The sequence below is a fragment of the Marinitoga sp. 1197 genome (assembly GCF_001021165.1).
Lineage (GTDB): Bacteria > Thermotogota > Thermotogae > Petrotogales > Petrotogaceae > Marinitoga.
The window spans coordinates 1-17,692 of record NZ_AZAY01000013.1; the positions used below are offsets into that span (position 1 = coordinate 1).

15 protein-coding genes and 1 rRNA gene are annotated in these 17,692 nt (G+C 25.0%); 7 read left to right on the forward strand and 9 right to left on the reverse strand.

The genetic code is table 11. From position 1 onward, the window contains the following. Positions 1-43 precede the first annotated feature (43 nt). The 5 genes from rrf to X275_RS03995 all read left to right on the forward strand — a co-directional run bounded on the left by rrf (position 44) and on the right by X275_RS03995 (position 3,072). Positions 44-157 (forward strand): 5S ribosomal RNA (gene rrf, locus X275_RS03975). Positions 158-536: 379 nt separating this feature from the next. After that, positions 537-776, forward strand: coding sequence for a hypothetical protein (locus tag X275_RS03980; protein WP_047266861.1), 240 nt, complete (start codon positions 537-539; stop codon positions 774-776). Continuing rightward, positions 769-1,593 carry an ATP-binding cassette domain-containing protein gene (locus tag X275_RS03985; RefSeq protein WP_047267648.1) on the forward strand — a complete coding sequence of 275 codons (825 nt, stop codon included), beginning with the start codon at positions 769-771 and terminating at the stop codon, positions 1,591-1,593. Before X275_RS03980 ends, X275_RS03985 begins: the two co-directional genes overlap by 8 nt. Further along, positions 1,593-2,333, forward strand: a complete 741-nt coding sequence (locus X275_RS03990) for an ABC-2 family transporter protein (protein WP_047266863.1) — start codon at positions 1,593-1,595, stop codon at positions 2,331-2,333. The genes X275_RS03985 and X275_RS03990 overlap by 1 nt, the downstream gene beginning before the upstream one ends. A gap of 1 nt (position 2,334) precedes the next feature. After that, the gene (locus tag X275_RS03995) at positions 2,335-3,072 is read left to right on the forward strand and encodes an ABC-2 family transporter protein (protein WP_047267649.1); all 738 of its coding nucleotides are present in this window, start codon (positions 2,335-2,337) and stop codon (positions 3,070-3,072) included. Between the two features lie 49 nt (positions 3,073-3,121). Here X275_RS03995 and X275_RS04000 read toward each other — a convergent pair whose 3' ends face one another. From X275_RS04000 to X275_RS11030, 4 genes are read right to left on the reverse strand one after another with little or no spacing between them, the layout of a single operon-like run. Continuing rightward, positions 3,122-3,460, reverse strand: coding sequence for a hypothetical protein (locus X275_RS04000; protein ID WP_047267650.1), 339 nt, complete (start codon positions 3,458-3,460; stop codon positions 3,122-3,124). A 10-nt stretch (positions 3,461-3,470) separates the two neighbouring features. Beyond that, complete coding sequence (locus tag X275_RS04005) at positions 3,471-5,096, reverse strand: hypothetical protein (protein WP_047267651.1); 1,626 nt, start codon at positions 5,094-5,096, stop codon at positions 3,471-3,473. Between the two features lie 10 nt (positions 5,097-5,106). After that, positions 5,107-6,864 carry a hypothetical protein gene (locus X275_RS04010; protein WP_047267652.1) on the reverse strand — a complete coding sequence of 586 codons (1,758 nt, stop codon included), beginning with the start codon at positions 6,862-6,864 and terminating at the stop codon, positions 5,107-5,109. Positions 6,865-6,878: 14 nt separating this feature from the next. After that, positions 6,879-11,243 (reverse strand): outer membrane protein assembly factor BamB family protein, encoded by a 4,365-nt coding sequence (locus X275_RS11030; protein WP_052913604.1) that lies wholly within the window; start codon positions 11,241-11,243, stop codon positions 6,879-6,881. 371 nt (positions 11,244-11,614) lie between these two features. Here X275_RS11030 and X275_RS11900 point away from each other — a divergent pair, with 371 nt between their 5' ends. Continuing rightward, positions 11,615-11,773, forward strand: coding sequence for an ABC-2 family transporter protein (locus X275_RS11900; RefSeq protein ID WP_442914810.1), 159 nt, complete (start codon positions 11,615-11,617; stop codon positions 11,771-11,773). A 31-nt stretch (positions 11,774-11,804) separates the two neighbouring features. Here X275_RS11900 and X275_RS04025 read toward each other — a convergent pair whose 3' ends face one another. The 5 genes from X275_RS04025 to flgA form a co-directional block, all read right to left on the reverse strand. Then, a complete protein-coding gene (locus X275_RS04025) occupies positions 11,805-13,097 on the reverse strand; it encodes a hypothetical protein (RefSeq protein ID WP_047267654.1) in 1,293 nt (430 codons plus the stop codon). Between the two features lie 70 nt (positions 13,098-13,167). Next, positions 13,168-13,434 carry a rod-binding protein gene (locus X275_RS04030; protein ID WP_047267655.1) on the reverse strand — a complete coding sequence of 89 codons (267 nt, stop codon included), beginning with the start codon at positions 13,432-13,434 and terminating at the stop codon, positions 13,168-13,170. Continuing rightward, positions 13,434-14,420: a flagellar basal body P-ring protein FlgI gene (locus X275_RS04035; protein ID WP_047267656.1), complete on the reverse strand. Its 987-nt coding sequence runs from the start codon at positions 14,418-14,420 to the stop codon at positions 13,434-13,436. The genes X275_RS04030 and X275_RS04035 overlap by 1 nt, the downstream gene beginning before the upstream one ends. A gap of 36 nt (positions 14,421-14,456) precedes the next feature. Continuing rightward, positions 14,457-15,068: a flagellar basal body L-ring protein FlgH gene (locus X275_RS04040; RefSeq protein ID WP_047267657.1), complete on the reverse strand. Its 612-nt coding sequence runs from the start codon at positions 15,066-15,068 to the stop codon at positions 14,457-14,459. After that, on the reverse strand, positions 15,065-15,985 hold the full coding sequence (gene flgA / locus X275_RS04045) for a flagellar basal body P-ring formation chaperone FlgA (protein WP_047267658.1): 921 nt from the start codon (positions 15,983-15,985) through the stop codon (positions 15,065-15,067). The genes X275_RS04040 and flgA overlap by 4 nt, the downstream gene beginning before the upstream one ends. Before the next feature lie 102 nt (positions 15,986-16,087). Here flgA and X275_RS11035 point away from each other — a divergent pair, with 102 nt between their 5' ends. Continuing rightward, entirely contained in the window at positions 16,088-17,659 is a 1,572-nt protein-coding gene (locus tag X275_RS11035) for an Rqc2 family fibronectin-binding protein (RefSeq protein ID WP_052913607.1), read from the forward strand. The last annotated feature ends 33 nt before the right edge of the window (positions 17,660-17,692 follow it).

Consider the following 17,692-nt stretch of genomic DNA (forward strand, 5'->3'; position numbering starts at 1 on the left):
CCTTGACCTTATTAAGTAACTATGCACATGTGAATGAGTTTTGAGGGGTGCAGATACTGGATATGGAAACACGCGGAACCATGCCGAACCCGACCGTTAAGCATATCCAGGCCGATGGTAGTATGGGAAATCCATGCGAGAGTAGGTAGCGCCCCTCTTTTTATTTTACCCCCTGTTAAATAATCAGGGGGTTTTTTTTTATAATATATACTTGACAAAATATTAATAAAAGTGATATAATAGACATGATGAGATATCTATGCCAACTGTAATCATATGGGAACTCCAAGCTTTATAGCTTAGTCTGAAACTATCTTTCTCCATATGATATTTTTAAAGCAGCCTTCAACGGCTGCTTTTTTGTTTAAAGAAAAATTATAAATTCACAGAAAGAAGTAAAAGATAACGTTTTATTTTGTCCAGCGATAAATTATTCCGAAAACAGGAATTTTTCAAAAATACCAAAATATATAGAAGATGTTTTTAATTTATTAAAATAAAGAGGAATAATGTTAGTTATATCGAGGAGTGAAATTATGATAAAATATTATAGCAATAATTACGGTGAAAGTTATTTGTTTATTGATATTAATAATAATATATTATTATTAAAAAATGACTGGGCAGACATTGGAAAACTTTTATTAGATGGATATACAATAAATGAATTACTTTCGCTATTTAATGATTTTATTGATGACAAAGAAAAATTTAATATAAGCTGCAAAACTTTAATAGAAAAATTTAAGTCTATAGAGGTGGGTAATTTTGATTGAACTTTCTGAAATTAATTTGAAAATTAAAAATAAAATTATTTTAGAAGACATAAATTTATCCTTTCCTGATAAAAAAACAATTGGCGTAGTAGGGAAAAATGGTTCTGGCAAAAGTACACTTTTAAAAATAATGGCTGGAATTATAAAACCCACGAATGGTAAGATTAGTGTCCTGAACTATGTTCCGTATAAAAGAAGCAAAGATTTTTTGAAAAAAATTTCTTTTGTTAATCCTCAAAAAGGGTTTCTTGATTATTCGTTACCTGCTATTGACTTTTATAAATTTTTATCTAAAGTTTACAAAATAAATAAGGAAGAATTTGAAAATAAAATTAATTATCTTGGAAAGATATTAGATATAGAAAAAAAGATTTATCAACCTGTTAGGTTATTATCTTTTGGTGAAAGAGTAAAGTGTGAAATTTTAGCTAAATTATTACATTCTCCAAAACTAATTTTTTTGGATGAACCATTTATAGGATTAGATATTGATACGAAAAAAAAATTAATTGAGTTTTTAAAAATTCAAAAAAAAGAAGATCGCACTATTTTTATTGTCACACATGAAATTAACGTTCTATCTGAAATTGTTGATGAACTAATAATATTGGATAAAGGAAGAGTGTTAAGAAAAATTGATGAAAAAGAAATCGAAAAATTCAAGAAATTAAAAAAAATTATTTATGTATTTTCTGACGATTCGACAAAAAGTGAAATCATACATGAATCAAAAATTCAGCATATTTCTCTAAAAAATATTAACTCAATTCAAATAAATGATATTACAATTGAAGATATATTGAAGGAGTTAATATAATGGAATATTTAGAATACAGCAAATTTTTATTAAAAAGATTAAAAATTTATAAAATAAATTGGTACTTGTATATTTTTCAAAATACTATTAATTTTTTCTTTTTATACCTTTTTTTACAATTAGGTATAGGAGAAAAAAATGAAATAATACATTATTATTTTGCACTTTCTTTTTTTCTATCTCATATCATTCCCGTAATAAAACCGGGTTTTTTTAATTTAGTAAGAAACGGAGAATTAGATAATTTGATACTATTACCTATAAATAAAATTTTGTATTTTTCTGTTGTAGAAATTGTATATCCTTTGTATAATATTTTTTTAACTTTACCAATCATTTTTGTTTTTTCATTTATCTTCAATATTCGTTTTACTAATTTAATTATTTTGATAATTATTTTTCCTTTTGCATTGTTGTTATCTTCTCTAATTTCAATATTATTTAGTTTAAGCGCTTTTTGGTTAAAAAAAGGAGATTCACTTTCGTTTTGGTCATATAGTTTATTTAAAATTATTTCTGGTGGATTAATTCCGCTTAAATATTTCCCTCAAAAAATCCGAGCAATTTTTGAATTTTTGCCGTTTAATTATATAATAAATTTTCCTGGAGAATCGTTTGCTAAGGGCACACTTGATATTCAGGAGTTTTTAAAATTAGTGTTCTGGATTTTTATAATATTTTTAATTTCTCAATTGTTTTATAAATTTGCAATATCTAAATACGAAACTGCAGGTGGTTAATATGCTCATACAGAGTTTTTTAAATGGTATAAAAGTTAGAATATTGTTTTTAAAAGATACAATTTTAATGATTTTTTGGGGAATTTTTGAATTATTAATGACAATTATATTTTTTTCAGTAATAAAAATCAATTTCAAAATGGAAATTTCTGATGAAAAAATGTTTTTGCTAATCGGAACGGCGTTTATTGTAGAAACTATCTATTATGCATTTTTTGGTTCTTCTCTTCTTAATTTATCAAACCTTGTTGTGGAAGGAAAATTAGATAATTATATTTTACTACCTCGGAATATCAGCTGGATATTATCAATAATAAATATAGATTCCTTATATTTAATTACATTATTGCCGAATTTATATCTAATATTAGTTTCTTATAACTGGAATATTGAAGACTTTTTTAAATATATTATTAATGTTTTTATTATGGTGCTAATAAGGTATTCTTTTCAATTAATAATTTCTTCTTTTAATTTTATCTTTATTAATGTAAAGTTGCTTGAAGATACTATTAATAACCTTTTTTCTTATTCATATTTGCCTAGAAATATTTATACATCTTTTTGGAAATATATTTTTATCATAATTCCTGTAAGCCTTTTTGCAAATATTCCTGTAGAAAGTCTTTTAGAAAAGAAATATATGATAGAATATCTTATATTTGGTATTTTGTTACTTTTTATATCAAATATATTTTTTAAAAAAACATTAGAAAAATATATAAGTGCTGGTGGATAAAAAACAGGTCTCAAAGAGAGACCTGTTTTCATTATTTCTAAAAAAACATTTATTTCATTATTTCGGATATTTTTATTGTTATATTGGATTTTACTTCATAATTTTTTTCATATTTTTTTTCATTATAATCTATTATAAACTTATATATTCCCGAATTTAACTCTATTTCTTTATATTTGCCACTTTTTAAATTTTTTATCTCTTGAATTTTTTCATTATCTTTATATATAAAAAGATTTATATTTACCTCTTCACCTGTATTATAATATATATCATTAATCAATGTAACTTTAACTTTTGTTTGAAATATTGTGTTAAAATCAAAACTCATACAAGAAGAAAATATTAAAATGATTGTTATTAATAATATATAATATATTCTTTTCATCCTATTCACCTCACTTAGAATTCCTTACTATTTCTTCAAATACTTGAGTGAATTCTTCAACAGTCATGTTTTTATTTAATTTTATTTCTGTATTCGGTTTATTTAAATATATGTTATCTTTCAAAAGATCGTATATTGCTATATTATTTTCTCCATATTCTATATATGCAAAACGGGCATAATTATCATAAAAATTTATTTTTGATATATTTGTTATATTAGATAAAGATAATTTATTAGATGTTAAATTTACTATGTTTAACTTATATGCTCTTAAATATGGTAACTTTACATTGTATTTTAAATTCCCTGAAATATAGGATATAATAAAATCCGCTGGAATACTTGATCTCAAATCTATTTTATACAAATTTATCCCATTTTTCATAATTATATAATTTTCAGGTGATATATAAATATCTGTATTGTCATTAACTAAAGTACTGTCTCCCAAAAAATGAATTTTCATTTCACCATTTCCTGTAAATGTTTGTTCATTAGAATATGGAAATTCTAAAACTACAAGCGGAATCGTATAATTTGCACTTACAACATTTGTAGCTCCTTGAGTTAAATCACTTATTACTAAGGTAGATTCTAAAGAAAAATCTTTAAGTATAATAAATGTTGAATTTTCATATATATAGCCATCAATTATATCTCCATATGTTACTGTTGAAACATACGACTCCGAATTATCAATATCTGCATTTGTTACACCAACTAATTGAAAATCATTTGTCGTTCTATTTTCAAATAATGAAAATGCTGTTGCATTTGAAGATGTTTCAATATTTTTTGTTATTTTTAATTTTATAATTTTATTATCTTCTTTTTCTCCATACAATAATTTATCATTATTAAGAACAAAAGGCCCTTTTATATTTGACATATCTGAAATAATTGTTGTTGATGATAATGTGTCTCCATTTATTAAATTATAATCTGATATTATAAGTTCTGTTTTATTAGTTGTTGTATTTTTTTGTTTATATAACACTTTATTTCCACTTAAAATCTTATAATACAAATTAGAAACATCTAGAGAAATGTTTAAATCTGTTGGTTCTTTGCTCATATCTATTGTATTATCAAAAACTAAAAGTTTAGAGCTTTCATCTGAAACTGCAAACAAATTATTTTTTTCATCAAATTGCAATGAATTCCATGTTTTTCCATTTTCTAAAATAATTTTGTTATATAATTGTTTTGTATATATGGATTGTGGCAAATCTTTCCCTTTGGGATACAATAATACTGTTCTATTATTATTATCAAATTTGAAACTTCCATTTAAATATACATTTCCTTCTTCACTATCACAAAAAACTGTTTTTAAATTTTGATTATCAAATTTTTTTAGAATATCTGTATACCACAATGTTTTTTCCATTGAAGATACCCTTAAATAAGTTAAACTTGCATCACTATCTATCGTAACTAATCCTGATACTACTTGTTTTCCTGACGAATCATAACTCACATACAAATGATTTTGATCAAGATTTATTAGATTTTTTTCTTCTGGTTTTTCTATAAATGTTGGAGTTATAATTTCTGTTTTTGATTGATCAACACATCCAAATAAAATTAACAATAAAACAAAAAAAATTATAACGAATATACCTTTTTTCACTTCATTCACCTCACTTTTCAATTAACATTTTTATTGCCTGTCGTTTTAGCGTTTCTTTTTCATTTGAATTTAACAATCTTATAACAACCATTTTTTCACTATTTACATTTGTTAAATCAATAATTCCATACAAAGGTTTATTTTCTATATCAAGACCTGAAAAGTACATATAAACACCAAAATCATCTGAAAATTTAGAATCTATTTCTTTAAATTTATATGGAATTTTATTCATAACTGCTATATTTTTTACTTTTTCAAAATTAAGATTAATAGGCGTCATAAGCTTTGTTTTCATCATATTACCTTCAATTCTAAGATTAATATCAGCAGCATCCTTAACTTCGCTTTCTTGAACTTTTTTAAATTCTATTGAATAATCTCTAGAAGTATTTAAATCAAATCTTTTAATATATGAACCGTCCATCAAAACATTATTATCCTTGAAAGGCATTAATGCAAAATAATGTTTATTTAAAATCATTTTGACTTCTTCTTTTTCGTTTTCATTTTTTTCAAACAAAAATAATTCTTTTTTTGTAAACAAAGGTAAACCGTCGCTGTTATGTGGAATCACCAAAACTGCATAATATTTCACACTATTTTGATCAATTAAAGGTATTTGTACTTTATAATCAAGGATAATCTTTACATCATATTTAATACTCAATTCTGAAAACAAAATATAAGTTTTATTCTCACTATATATTACACTATTAATAGCAGGTATATTTATACTTATATTTTTTTTAGATAAAGTTAACGTTCCACCTAACGAAACCTCTGAAGTTTTTGATATTTTTATACCCTCTGAAGTGAACAACTTTAATTCTGTAAAATCTTTGCTATTTGGATCATTTAAATTAATATATTTCAATTTTGAAATATTTTTAGAATTATCAAGATATACTAAATAACCAGATTTTGATAAAGAAATAGGATAAGAAACTTTTTCGCTTAAAGTATATAATTCTTTTATATTATTTATATTTTTAATCTTTTCTCCACTTTCTAATGATCCTGTTTCTCCCAATTTTCCAACATATATTTTATTATTAGCACTATATATTATTAAATTATTTATTATTACATAATAATCATTTACATCAAAACTTCTTAATGTATTTTTTTCTGAATCATACAATCTATAATACTCCCCTTGCTCATAATCAAAAGCATATAACCCTTTATTTTCAGTATTTATAAAATATAGCCATCCTGTAGAATCCATTTGTATAGGTTGCCATGAACTTGGAAATTTATTATTTCTTACAGTTAACACATTTACTTTTAAGTCTTCTGTTTCAGCTTCAGCATCTGGTATTTTTAATTTTGGATTTTTAGAAGCATTTTCCAAGAGCACTATTTTCCATACTCTACCACTGCTTTTTCCTATTGAAATTGCGAAATTACCAATTAAATAATAATTATCTGGATTAATTCTTAAGACATAATCTATAGAAAACTTTGTAAAAACAGAAGGTATATCTATCTCCACAGCTTTGCGGGATACTGATTCATCGTATATTGTTAATTCCTTTTTACCTTCAATTCCTGGAACAACCGAAACCTTTAAAAGTTGTTCTGTTGAATTATCAACAAAAATTTTTTGATCTTTCCAAAAACTTTCAGCTTTGGACAAATTTTGTTGATTTTTAGAATGATCCTGATTTCCTGCAAATGGATTTAGAAAGGCTAATGAACCACAACTTGAGAGCAAAAGTATTAACATAATAGCCAGAGAAATGTGTTTTAATAACTTTTTCATTTAATAATCCCCTCCTATTTATTAAAATAATTTTTTATTATATAATCTTCAGGTGTGTTTTTTCCTTCAATTTTAAGTGCATATAGATATCCATCTTTGCTACATATATATAACAAACCATCTTTAATAATTGGACTTGATGAAATACCATAACCACTTTCAAATTTCCAGTCTATTTTTAAACTTTTATCTAATGCATACACAGTCGAATCTAAGCTTCCAAAATATATATTTCCATTATCATCAAAAGTGGGGGTTGATATTATTCCACCATCTACTTTATAAATTTCAATTATTTTTCCATCTTTATCTAAAACATAAAAATTATGATCTAAACTTCCAAAATATATATTTCCATTTTTATCTATACTTACCTTGGATTGAACAGCACTTTTAGTTTTAAATTTCCAAATTAAAGTGCCTTTATCTGAAATTTTATACAAATAATTATCATCACTTCCTATATAAATATTTCCATCTTTATCTACTGAAGGTGAAGATCTAATTGCTCCATTAGTTTTAAATTTCCAAATTAAAGTACCTTCTTTAGTTATATTATATAAATATGAATCTGCACTGGCAAATAGTATATTACCATTATTATAAAATGGAATTCCTGTAATATAATCATTCGCAAAAAATTTCCATTTTATTTTTCCATCTAACGTAAAACAATAAAAATTACCTTGATTATCCCCAAAATATATATTATTATCAATTACCAAAGGTGTGGATGTAATTTTATTATTTATTTTATATTTCCACAATATCTTTCCTTCTTTTGATACTGAAAAAAAGGTCCCAGCAGTGTTCCCAAAATATACATTTCCATTTTCATCTACTCCTGCAGATCCTACTATTTCTCCATCTGTCAAGATTTTCCAATTTAGTTTCCCGGATATACTTAATGAATAAAAATGTTTATCATAACTACCAAAATATATATTATTATTAATTATCAAAGGCACGCTTTCAATCCAACCTTTTGTCTTGAAATTCCATTTTATTTTTCCATATGGATTTATTGTTCTAAATGTCCATAATGGACCTTCTTTTATACCATTTCTATTATCTCTAACTATTATTTTCCAATAATATTGTGTTTTGGGTTTTAATATTTCTTCAGGTTTATATTCTGAACTTTTTAGATTTTTAGCTACGAGAGTTAAATGTTCTGGTGTAGTTCCTAAATATATATCAAACCTTATTGGATCCCCATCCATATCGTATGATTGCCAAGAAAATTTTGTATATAAAGATACATCTTGTTGATTATTAAAAGGATATGGGTTATCCGGGCCTAACGGTAATGAATTTCTTACATTTTCTACTTTCCCTGTGTTATAATTATCTTTTTTAAATGCCGGCCATTCTGCTCTATCATTTATAGATTCATCTTCTACCATTAATGAATATAAATTTCCATTTATATCAGCTAATATTAATGCATTATTTTCTAATAAAAGATTAGTTCCCAAAATATTTCCAAGTTCTTTTCTCCACTTCAAATTCCCTTGATAATCTAAACAATATACATTATAATCATAACTTGCAAAATATATTGTTTCATGATTTCCTATAATAGGTGTAGAAGTTATTATATATTCTGATTTAAATTTCCATTTTAATGTTCCATCCGGATTTATTGCATATAAATATTGATCCCAACTTCCTATATAAACATTTCCATTTTCATCAATTATTGGCGAAGACTTAATATAACTTTTTGTTTTAAAGCTCCATTTTAAATTTCCTTGGTAATCAATTGCATATAAATACCCATCTTCCGACCCAAAATATATTATTTCTTTTTTATCTATTGCCGGTGCCTTTGATATCCTATTTTCTGATTTAAACTTCCACTTTAATGTTCCGTCTGGATTTATTGCATACAAATATCCATCCCAACTTCCTACATATATAGTACCATCTCTCCCCATAACAGGACTTCCACTAATTGAATTGTTCGTTTTAAATTTCCACTTTAATGTTCCATCTGGATTTATTGCATACAAATACCCATCCCAACTTCCTACATATACTATATTATCTTTATCAATAATAGGTGAAGAGGTTATTATATCACCTGTTTTGAATTTCCATTTTATTTCTCCATCAGAATTTATAGTATATAAATACCCTTCATTATCTCCAAAATATATGTTCCCATTATAGTAAGAAGGTGAAGACCAAATCTTTTTATTTACTTTTATTTTCCAAATTAATATACCATCAGGGTTAAATTTATACAAATTTCCTCCATTATCTCCTATTATTATATTTCCATTCTCATCTAAAACTGGGCTTGTTTCAACCTTATTATTTAATTTATTAATCCATTTTACAATAGGAGAAAATTTGATTTTTAAATCATATAAAACACTTTCAGAAATATTCCCTTTTTTATCTTTAGCTACAATTTTAATCTTATATTTTTTCCCCGGTCTTACTAATGGCAATACAGCTTTATTATTAGAATAATCTGAAAATATCTTTTTTAATGTTTTTTCATTAATCCCGATATATACATCATAAACTAATTTGTCATTATCAATATCAGTAGCAATCCAACTAATTGTTGCATCATAACTTAACTCTGTATTTTTAGTTAATAAAATTGGCTTAGTTGGCAAATGTGATGTTTCAAAAGATTTAATTTCACTTATGTTTTTATTTCCATCTTCATCAAAAACCTCAACTTTCCAATAATATTTTTTACCTGGTAATAATGTTTTTTTCAACTGGTATTCGTTTTTATATAATCCCTTTTCTAATAAAGCTAAATTTTTCTTATCTTCACCAAAATAAATATTAAATACTAAATTTGTGCTATCTTTATCTTTTACTTCCCATTTTAAAATAGGATTTAACTCTATATTTTTAGCTTCATTCTGAGGATATATAACCTTCGGTTTTGAAGGTTTATATATAATTTTAAATTTATATATTGAACTTTCACTTTTAAACATTCCATCACTTGCCACAATTTTAATATAATAATCCTTTTTTCCTATTAAGTTATTAATATTAACCTCCTTTTTTAATAAATTTTTTTTAAATACTAATAAATCATTCTCATTATATCCATAATATACATCAAATGTAATCTGATCGTTATTTGGATCTGATCCATTCCATTTTAGATTTAAATCACTTTCTATAACTGCAAAATTTTTATCTTCTGGATAAATAATTGTTGGTTTATTTGGGGGTAAGTTTAGATATTCTCTATTTAAATAACCTTTTTCATATGGCCAAGTTAAACTATTATATTCACTTTTTAACGGAATTTCTATTATTTTATTATCCTTTGAAAGGCAATAAAGATTTCCGTCTGTATAATAGAGTTCATTGTTTAAGTCATCATTTAAAACATATTCTAATATTTTTTTATCACCAAAATTATAAATATTTATTGATTTATTTTTTCCTGTAAAAGACACATTATTCCCTAAAAGTAATATTTTTGTATTAATGTTTTTCGCTGGAATCTTACTCAATTCATTTCCATTTTTATCATATATATATATATTCTTATTTGACGAAATATAAATTTTTTCATTTCTATCAATTAAAATATTAGATAAAAATGATACATTATCATAAATTTTATTCCAGATAATTTTACCGCTATTATCTATTGAATATAAAATATTATTGCTACTTAATACATAAATATTACCTCGTAAATCTGTTGCAAAATTCCCTTTTGCACTTCCACTTATTTTGGAAACCCATAATTTTTCACCATTACTATCAAAAGAATAAATATTACCATTTGCATCTCCAAAAATTATGTTTTTATTGTATGTTATTATTAAATTAGATGTTATTGTTGTATTAAGCTTTTTCTTCCAAAAAATTTTATACTCTTTTAATTTATATATTGTTCCTATATCCGTCAATATATATAAATCATTTGAAGGGTGAATCGCTAAAGAGTAAATATTCTCAAAAAAATCTTTAGAAAATATCTTTTTTCCTTTTAAATCATATACATACAACATTGTTCCATTAGAAAAAACTATGTTTCCGTTATAATCAATCAAAAAAGAACTGAATATTGTGGATTTATATCTATTAGAAAATATTATATTTTTATTTTTTAATGAATAAAAATATACACTATTCATATCATGGAAAATCAAAATATTATTATAAACTAAAAAATTTCCATTTATATCTTTTTTTAAATCATATTTATTTACTTTAAATTCTTTAATTAACTCAATATCAAATTTGACATTTTTAAGAGTTTTAGACGAGTTGTTTTGAATATTTATTTGAGATTTATTTGCTTTAAAAGGTATCAAAGAACATCCATTAAAAAAAATCAAAAAAGTTACAAATAATAAAATATACAAATATTTGTTTTTCATTTGATATCCCCCTTTATAATAATTAATTTTATTTTAGTTATTTATTTAAATATCGAATAATTAAAAATATTACTTAAATTGTCATATATTTTTAATTCGAACTTTTGATCGTTTAGAGAATATATCTATTTATTTTTATTATACCAAAAAATAACCTAAAAGTTAACTCGATTTAATTTTTTTGCAAATGGTGAAATAAAAATGCAGAAAAAGAGGAAAATAGAAGGATACCAAAAATGAAGAAAGTAAAACATAACAATAACTAGGAATAATAAGGATGGTGGGATAAAACCAAATTTTTCTGAATTAGAAAGAATATGAAGAAAAACCAAAAAAAGAAATAAGAAAAAATAAATTGGAAATATATTTTTATCATAATTCCTGTAAGCCTTTTTGCAAATATTCCTGTAGAAAGTCTTTTAGAAAAGAAATATATGATAGAATATCTTATATTTAATATTTTGTTACTTTTTATATCAAATATATTTTTTAAAAAAACATTAGAAAAATATATAAGTGCTGGTGGATAAAAAACAGGTCTCAAAGAGAGACCTGTTTTTGTTATTTCATTATAAAATTGAATTCAATTATATTTTTTCCATCAGGTGTTTTTGAAGCAATAGCGCTTCCTAATCCTCCAAATTCACCATCAAGGCCTTCAACACCAAAAAAATCTTTTAAAAATGAAATTAAAGGTTTTAAATCAAGAAAAAATGCTCCAATATTAGCCTCTGGTATTTTGGACTTTAATTCTTTATACAATATATTATTGGATAATTTTTGAGAAGAATTTTCATATTTTTTTAATTCAATTTTGTTTAAATTTGATATGTATAAAAAATCATCTTTTTTCCATATATACATAATCATGCTTTTTTCATTTACAGTTTTACTTATTTTTATATAATCTTTATCTAATTTTTCTTTTGTAATATCTTCAGGTATTATTTTTTCAATTTCATCAAAAGAACTATTGGTTTTAACCTTAATTTTCATAGCAAAATTTGATTCAATATCTCCTGTTTCATCATTCATTGATAAATTTATAGTTCCTGTTTGTTCAGCCCAATCTGATTTCGATAAAATCGAGTTGATTAAGTCTTCTGGAAGATTTATGCCAAATTTATTTAAATTCAGAGACGATCCATCAGGTATATATGTTGTTTTTGAATAATATAAACCAAAAAATTCTGAGCTGTCAATGTTAACATTTTTGGGTGTGATTTGTGAATCAGTTAATAGGTTAAATTTACTATATAGGTAATTATCTTTTATATATGAAAAACCATATCCATTAAGTGTAGAAGTATTAATTTCTTCATAAATACCTGTTTCATTATATCTTTTTTTTGGTATAAAGTTTAATTTTGAGTTTTCGTAAGCATTTTTATTTGTAGTTATTATTAAATAATCCTGTAATTCACTTTGTTTTACAATATAATAAAAATTTATACCTGTATCTTCGGGCATTAAAGCATCTATGACTTTACTGAAAACTTCTATATATTTTTTTCCATCGTCTAAAGGTCCCAATACAATTCCAAATTCATAATTATTATTCTGTGGTTCAATAACAAATATTCCAACGTTTTTTTCAAATCCCGAATAGACTTCATCACTATTTAAATCAAGGGATTGGATATATGCATCTATCATTCCGGTTATCAGCGTTTCAGCATAAGTTGGATCATCCAGTATCTTTCCAAATATAGGAACGGTTTTTAAATCGTCGTATACGGTTTTTGCATTATTTAATACGATAACTGCTTTTGAATCTTGAGGAATAACTTCGTAAATGTTGGAAAAAACGGTTAATGATAATATCATAATTAAAAATAATAAAATTTTCTTCATAATCCACCTCCATAGATTTCTTATTCATGTTTAATTATACCATATAAAATAAAAGCTCCAAAATAGGAGCTTAAGGTTTTTGATAAGCTTTTAAAATTTCATTTATTAGAGGTTTCATATTATTTTTTGCTATAGAAATAGAATATTGGTCTATCAGCATTTCTTTGAACCATTTTTCAGTATTCGATTTTGGAAGTAAATCACTTTTAAATATTTCAGAATTATACATATCTTTAAATACTTTTGAGAAAACAGATCCAACCAGTTCTGCAGCAGCATCTTCTTTTTTTATGTTGTTATAATTAGTTGGTCTTGAAAAGGTTACAGATGAAACCATTACATCACCACCAATTCAGCATATAGATAGCCAGCAGCCGAAAGATTTTGTATAATTGCGATAATATCTTGTGGAGTCGCTCCAGCAGCTTTTAAAGCGTTGACAAGATTATATATAGTGGCATCATTATCCCCTACTTTGCCATTATCAACAGAAATAACGAAATTTCCATAATTTATGGTAAAATCAGCAACTTTAACCTTTCCACCAAAAACTATAGTTCCTGTTTTTTCGTTTATTACAATCTTGGCTTTTGAATCAGGATCAATTTCAACCTCTTCAATTAAAGCGAGGAATGAAATTAAATCATCAGAAAAAACATCCGGGATTTTAACTTTAACAGAAGAAGGATCAACAGCTTTTGCTAATTTTTGTCCAAATTGTGCATTGATAGATAATGCAGTTCTTGCCGCTGTAGTAATATCAGGATTTCTAAGCAGAACAGTAACAGTATTGTCTGAAACTATAGAAGCTGGTATTTCATTTTCTACAATAGCGCCATGAGGAATAAAACCAACTACTTTATTTCTTTTTTGTAAATTTGCTGTTGTACTAACTTCTACTCCGCCGGTTAAAACACTTCCCTGAGCTACAGCATATACCTGCCCATCAGCACCATACAGTGGAGTTTGAATCAAATAACCACCTTCCAGACTTTTTGAATTGCCAGCAGCTGTTACTACAATATCTAATTTCATACCCTCTTTATAGAAAGCAGGTATATCAGCAAAGACGAATACAACAGCAGAATTCTTTGTAGTAAAAGCATTTTGCAGATTTATATTTAAATTTTTCATCATGTTTGTAAGTAATTCTGAAGTAACTTTTCCCGAATCGCCAGTGCCATTTAAGCCGGTAACAACACCTATTCCAAATAACTGATTATCTCTGGCTCCTCTGAAATATGCGATATCTTTAAGTCTTATTGCAGAAAATGCAGATAGGGAAAATATAATTAGTAATAATATTAGTATCGTTTTTTTCATATTTCCACTCCTTTATTATATTTAGATATATAAATATTAGAAAAACAGATTTGATATTCCTGAAAGTAACCAGGCAAGCCATGTTTTGTTATTTGGATCTTTTTGCAAATCAGTATCTCCCTGATACCATATTTTTGCTTCGGATAAATTTTTCGAATCAATTATTCCATCTTTTATGGAAGATGGATTGGCATAACCTTCTATTATCATTATTTTTTTCTGTGAATCAACCTTAAATTCCTTTTTTCCTCGTATTTTTATAATATTCTTATCAAGAACCTCAATAACCTTTGCTGATATGTATAAATTTACAGTGGCTTTGCTTTGAGACGAGGATTTTTTATTTGAAACTTTAATATTTTCTGGTTTATTTGCACCTAAAGGAAAAAATTTCATCAGATCTATATTTCCAATTGTATTAAAAATGGCACCAACTGTCCCCATTACACCTGAAAATGGATCTGGATTATTATCAGATAGACTCAAAGATGGACTTTCAGAAACAGCCACAGTTATAATATCACCAATTTCATAACTTTTTTCTGGTTTTGAAATTAAATTGCTGATTTTAGACTTTTTCCACAATGAGTCACTAAAATTAATTGTAAAAATCAGTATTATAACTATCAAAAACGAAATCCTTTTCATTTTTTAGAGCCTCCTATATTGATTATTATTTTCGGTCCAGAATATAATTTTCCATTTATTAATACATTTGTTTTTTCATTTCTTGCCATTACAATGTCGCCGATTATAGCGTCGTTTAAAACTTTTGCCCATGATAGAATTTTCACACCGTCAAAATATACTTCTATTGGTATAACCTGTCCTGCTTTAACATCTGGAATTTTTTTTACCGCATTTTCATAGATTATTTCACCTTTTCTTAAATTCCTATTTGCCATGAATTTTGTTAAGTTATTTTCAGTGGTTTTTAATGGTGATATGGGTAATGAATATATATCTATGATTTTTTTTTTCAATAAATTTAAGTTTAGTGGAGTTTTATAGGGAATATTTTCTTTGGCTACATATACATAACCATAATTTGAAACATTGGCTTTAAATGATATGTATTTTTTTAGATTTAAATCATCCAGTATTAAAAAGTTACCATATATGTTATTTAATGAACGACGATATGTTGTATCAAGAACAGTAGATATTTTTGTATCTTTCATATATTTGCTAATTTCAAAATTATTTATTGTAGCTTTAGGAGTATTGGTTAAAAATAATTCTTCGAAATATGTTTTTAAATATAATTCAGTATTTGATGAGTTGAAAATTTTAACTTCAGGAGAATATTTTATTGTAATTATTGATGATTCAAATGTAATATTTGTAAAGTTTGTTGTAGACAGTAATAAATTTTTAAGTTTTGATGCTTCATAAGTAATGGAGTTTCCCGAGAAAAAGGCCAATGTTCTATCAAATTTTAAATCAGGGAAAATGTCTTTTAAAGAAAAAACCCTATCATATGATGTAATTGTTGCCGGAATTGTGACATTTGAAAATATGTATATATTAACAGTAATAAATATTAAAAACAATATTTTTTTCATTTAATCACCACACATATCAGTCTATTTTATTTTTCAATATTAGAAGATAAAAATCCTTATATGGTATAATAATTTAGATAATCAATTAATGGAGGTTATTATATGCCGATAGATGGTTTGTTGTTAAATAAATTAATAAGAGAGGCACAAATTTTTGAAGGAGAAAAGATTAGAAATATATATCAGCCAGTTAATGATGAAGTATTATTACAACTTCAAAGTGGATTTTTGTTATTTGTATTAAAAAATCCATCATACTTAATTAAATTGGAATCAAAACCAAATATGCCAGATACTCCGCAAAATTTTTCTATGTTTTTAAGAAAGAGAATAAAAAATGCAAAAATTATAAAAATAGAGCAATTGGGACTCGATAGAATTGGTTATATTGAATTATCTGTTATTGATGAAACATTTGAATTGAGAAACTATAAGCTGTATTTTGAACTTATGGGTAGAAATTCAAATATACTGCTTATTGATGAGGAAAATAAGATTATGGATGCATTAAAGAAAGGAGTATCTCCAAAAAGAAGTATTATGCCAGGGGCAAAATATATTCCTTTTTATAAAAGAGAATATATTAATATATTGGAAAATGAAAATCTTTATGATTTAAATCAACCATTTATGGGATTTTCAAAAATAAGTAAAAATTTATTTTATGAGTATATTGAAAAATATGATTATATTTCATTTGTTTCAGAATTTCTTGATAATTTAAATGTTTACACTTTTGAATACAACGGTAAAAAAGAAATACTAGCATTTAAACCGGTAAATTTCAAATATGATGAATTCCAAAATCCATCAGAAGGATTATTGAATTTTTTTGAATTGCAAAGTATGAATTCTCGTTTTTTAGAATTAAAAAAGCGTCTTGAAAAAACAGTTATAAAAGAGATAGAAAAATATGAAAGATTATATAAAAAATTAAAAAACGAGGAGAAAGAGATAAGAGAAATTCCAGATTTAGAAAAAAAGGGGAGACTTCTTCAAGCATATCTTTATCAATTTAAAGAAAAGACGGATTTTGTAGTGGTTGAAGATTGGGAAACTGGTGAAAAAATAAAGATAAACTTAAATCCTTTAAAAACACCGAATGAAAATTTACAGGTGATTTTTAAAAAGGTCCATAAATTAAAGTCAAAGGAAATACATCTTAAAGAAAGGATAAAGATAACAAAAAAGATGATAGATTATTTATATCAATTATGGCAGAGCATTGACTTTGTAGAAGATATAGAGACTTTGATGGAAATAAAAGAAGAAATGATTCAGGAAAAAATTTTACAGGATAAAACTAAAAATAAAAGAAGGAAAAGATCGAATTCAAAACCATATGAATTTGAATTTAATGGATTTAAAATTTTTGTTGGAAAAAATAATATTCAAAATGATAAAATAACGAGAGAAGCGGATAGGGAAGATATATGGATGCATGCTCAGGGGATTCCCGGAGCTCATGTGATAATAAAAACAAATAAAAAGGAAGTGCCTATGGAAGTTTTATTATTTGGAGCAAAATTGGCTGCAAAATATTCTAAAGGTAGGTATTCATCAAAAGTATCTGTTGATTATACTATGAAAAAACATGTCTGGAAACCTAAAGGTTCAAAACCAGGAATGGTATTATACAATAATTTTAAGACATTATATGTAGAACCAATATAAAACATAAGGGCTGAACAGCCCTTATGTTTCTGT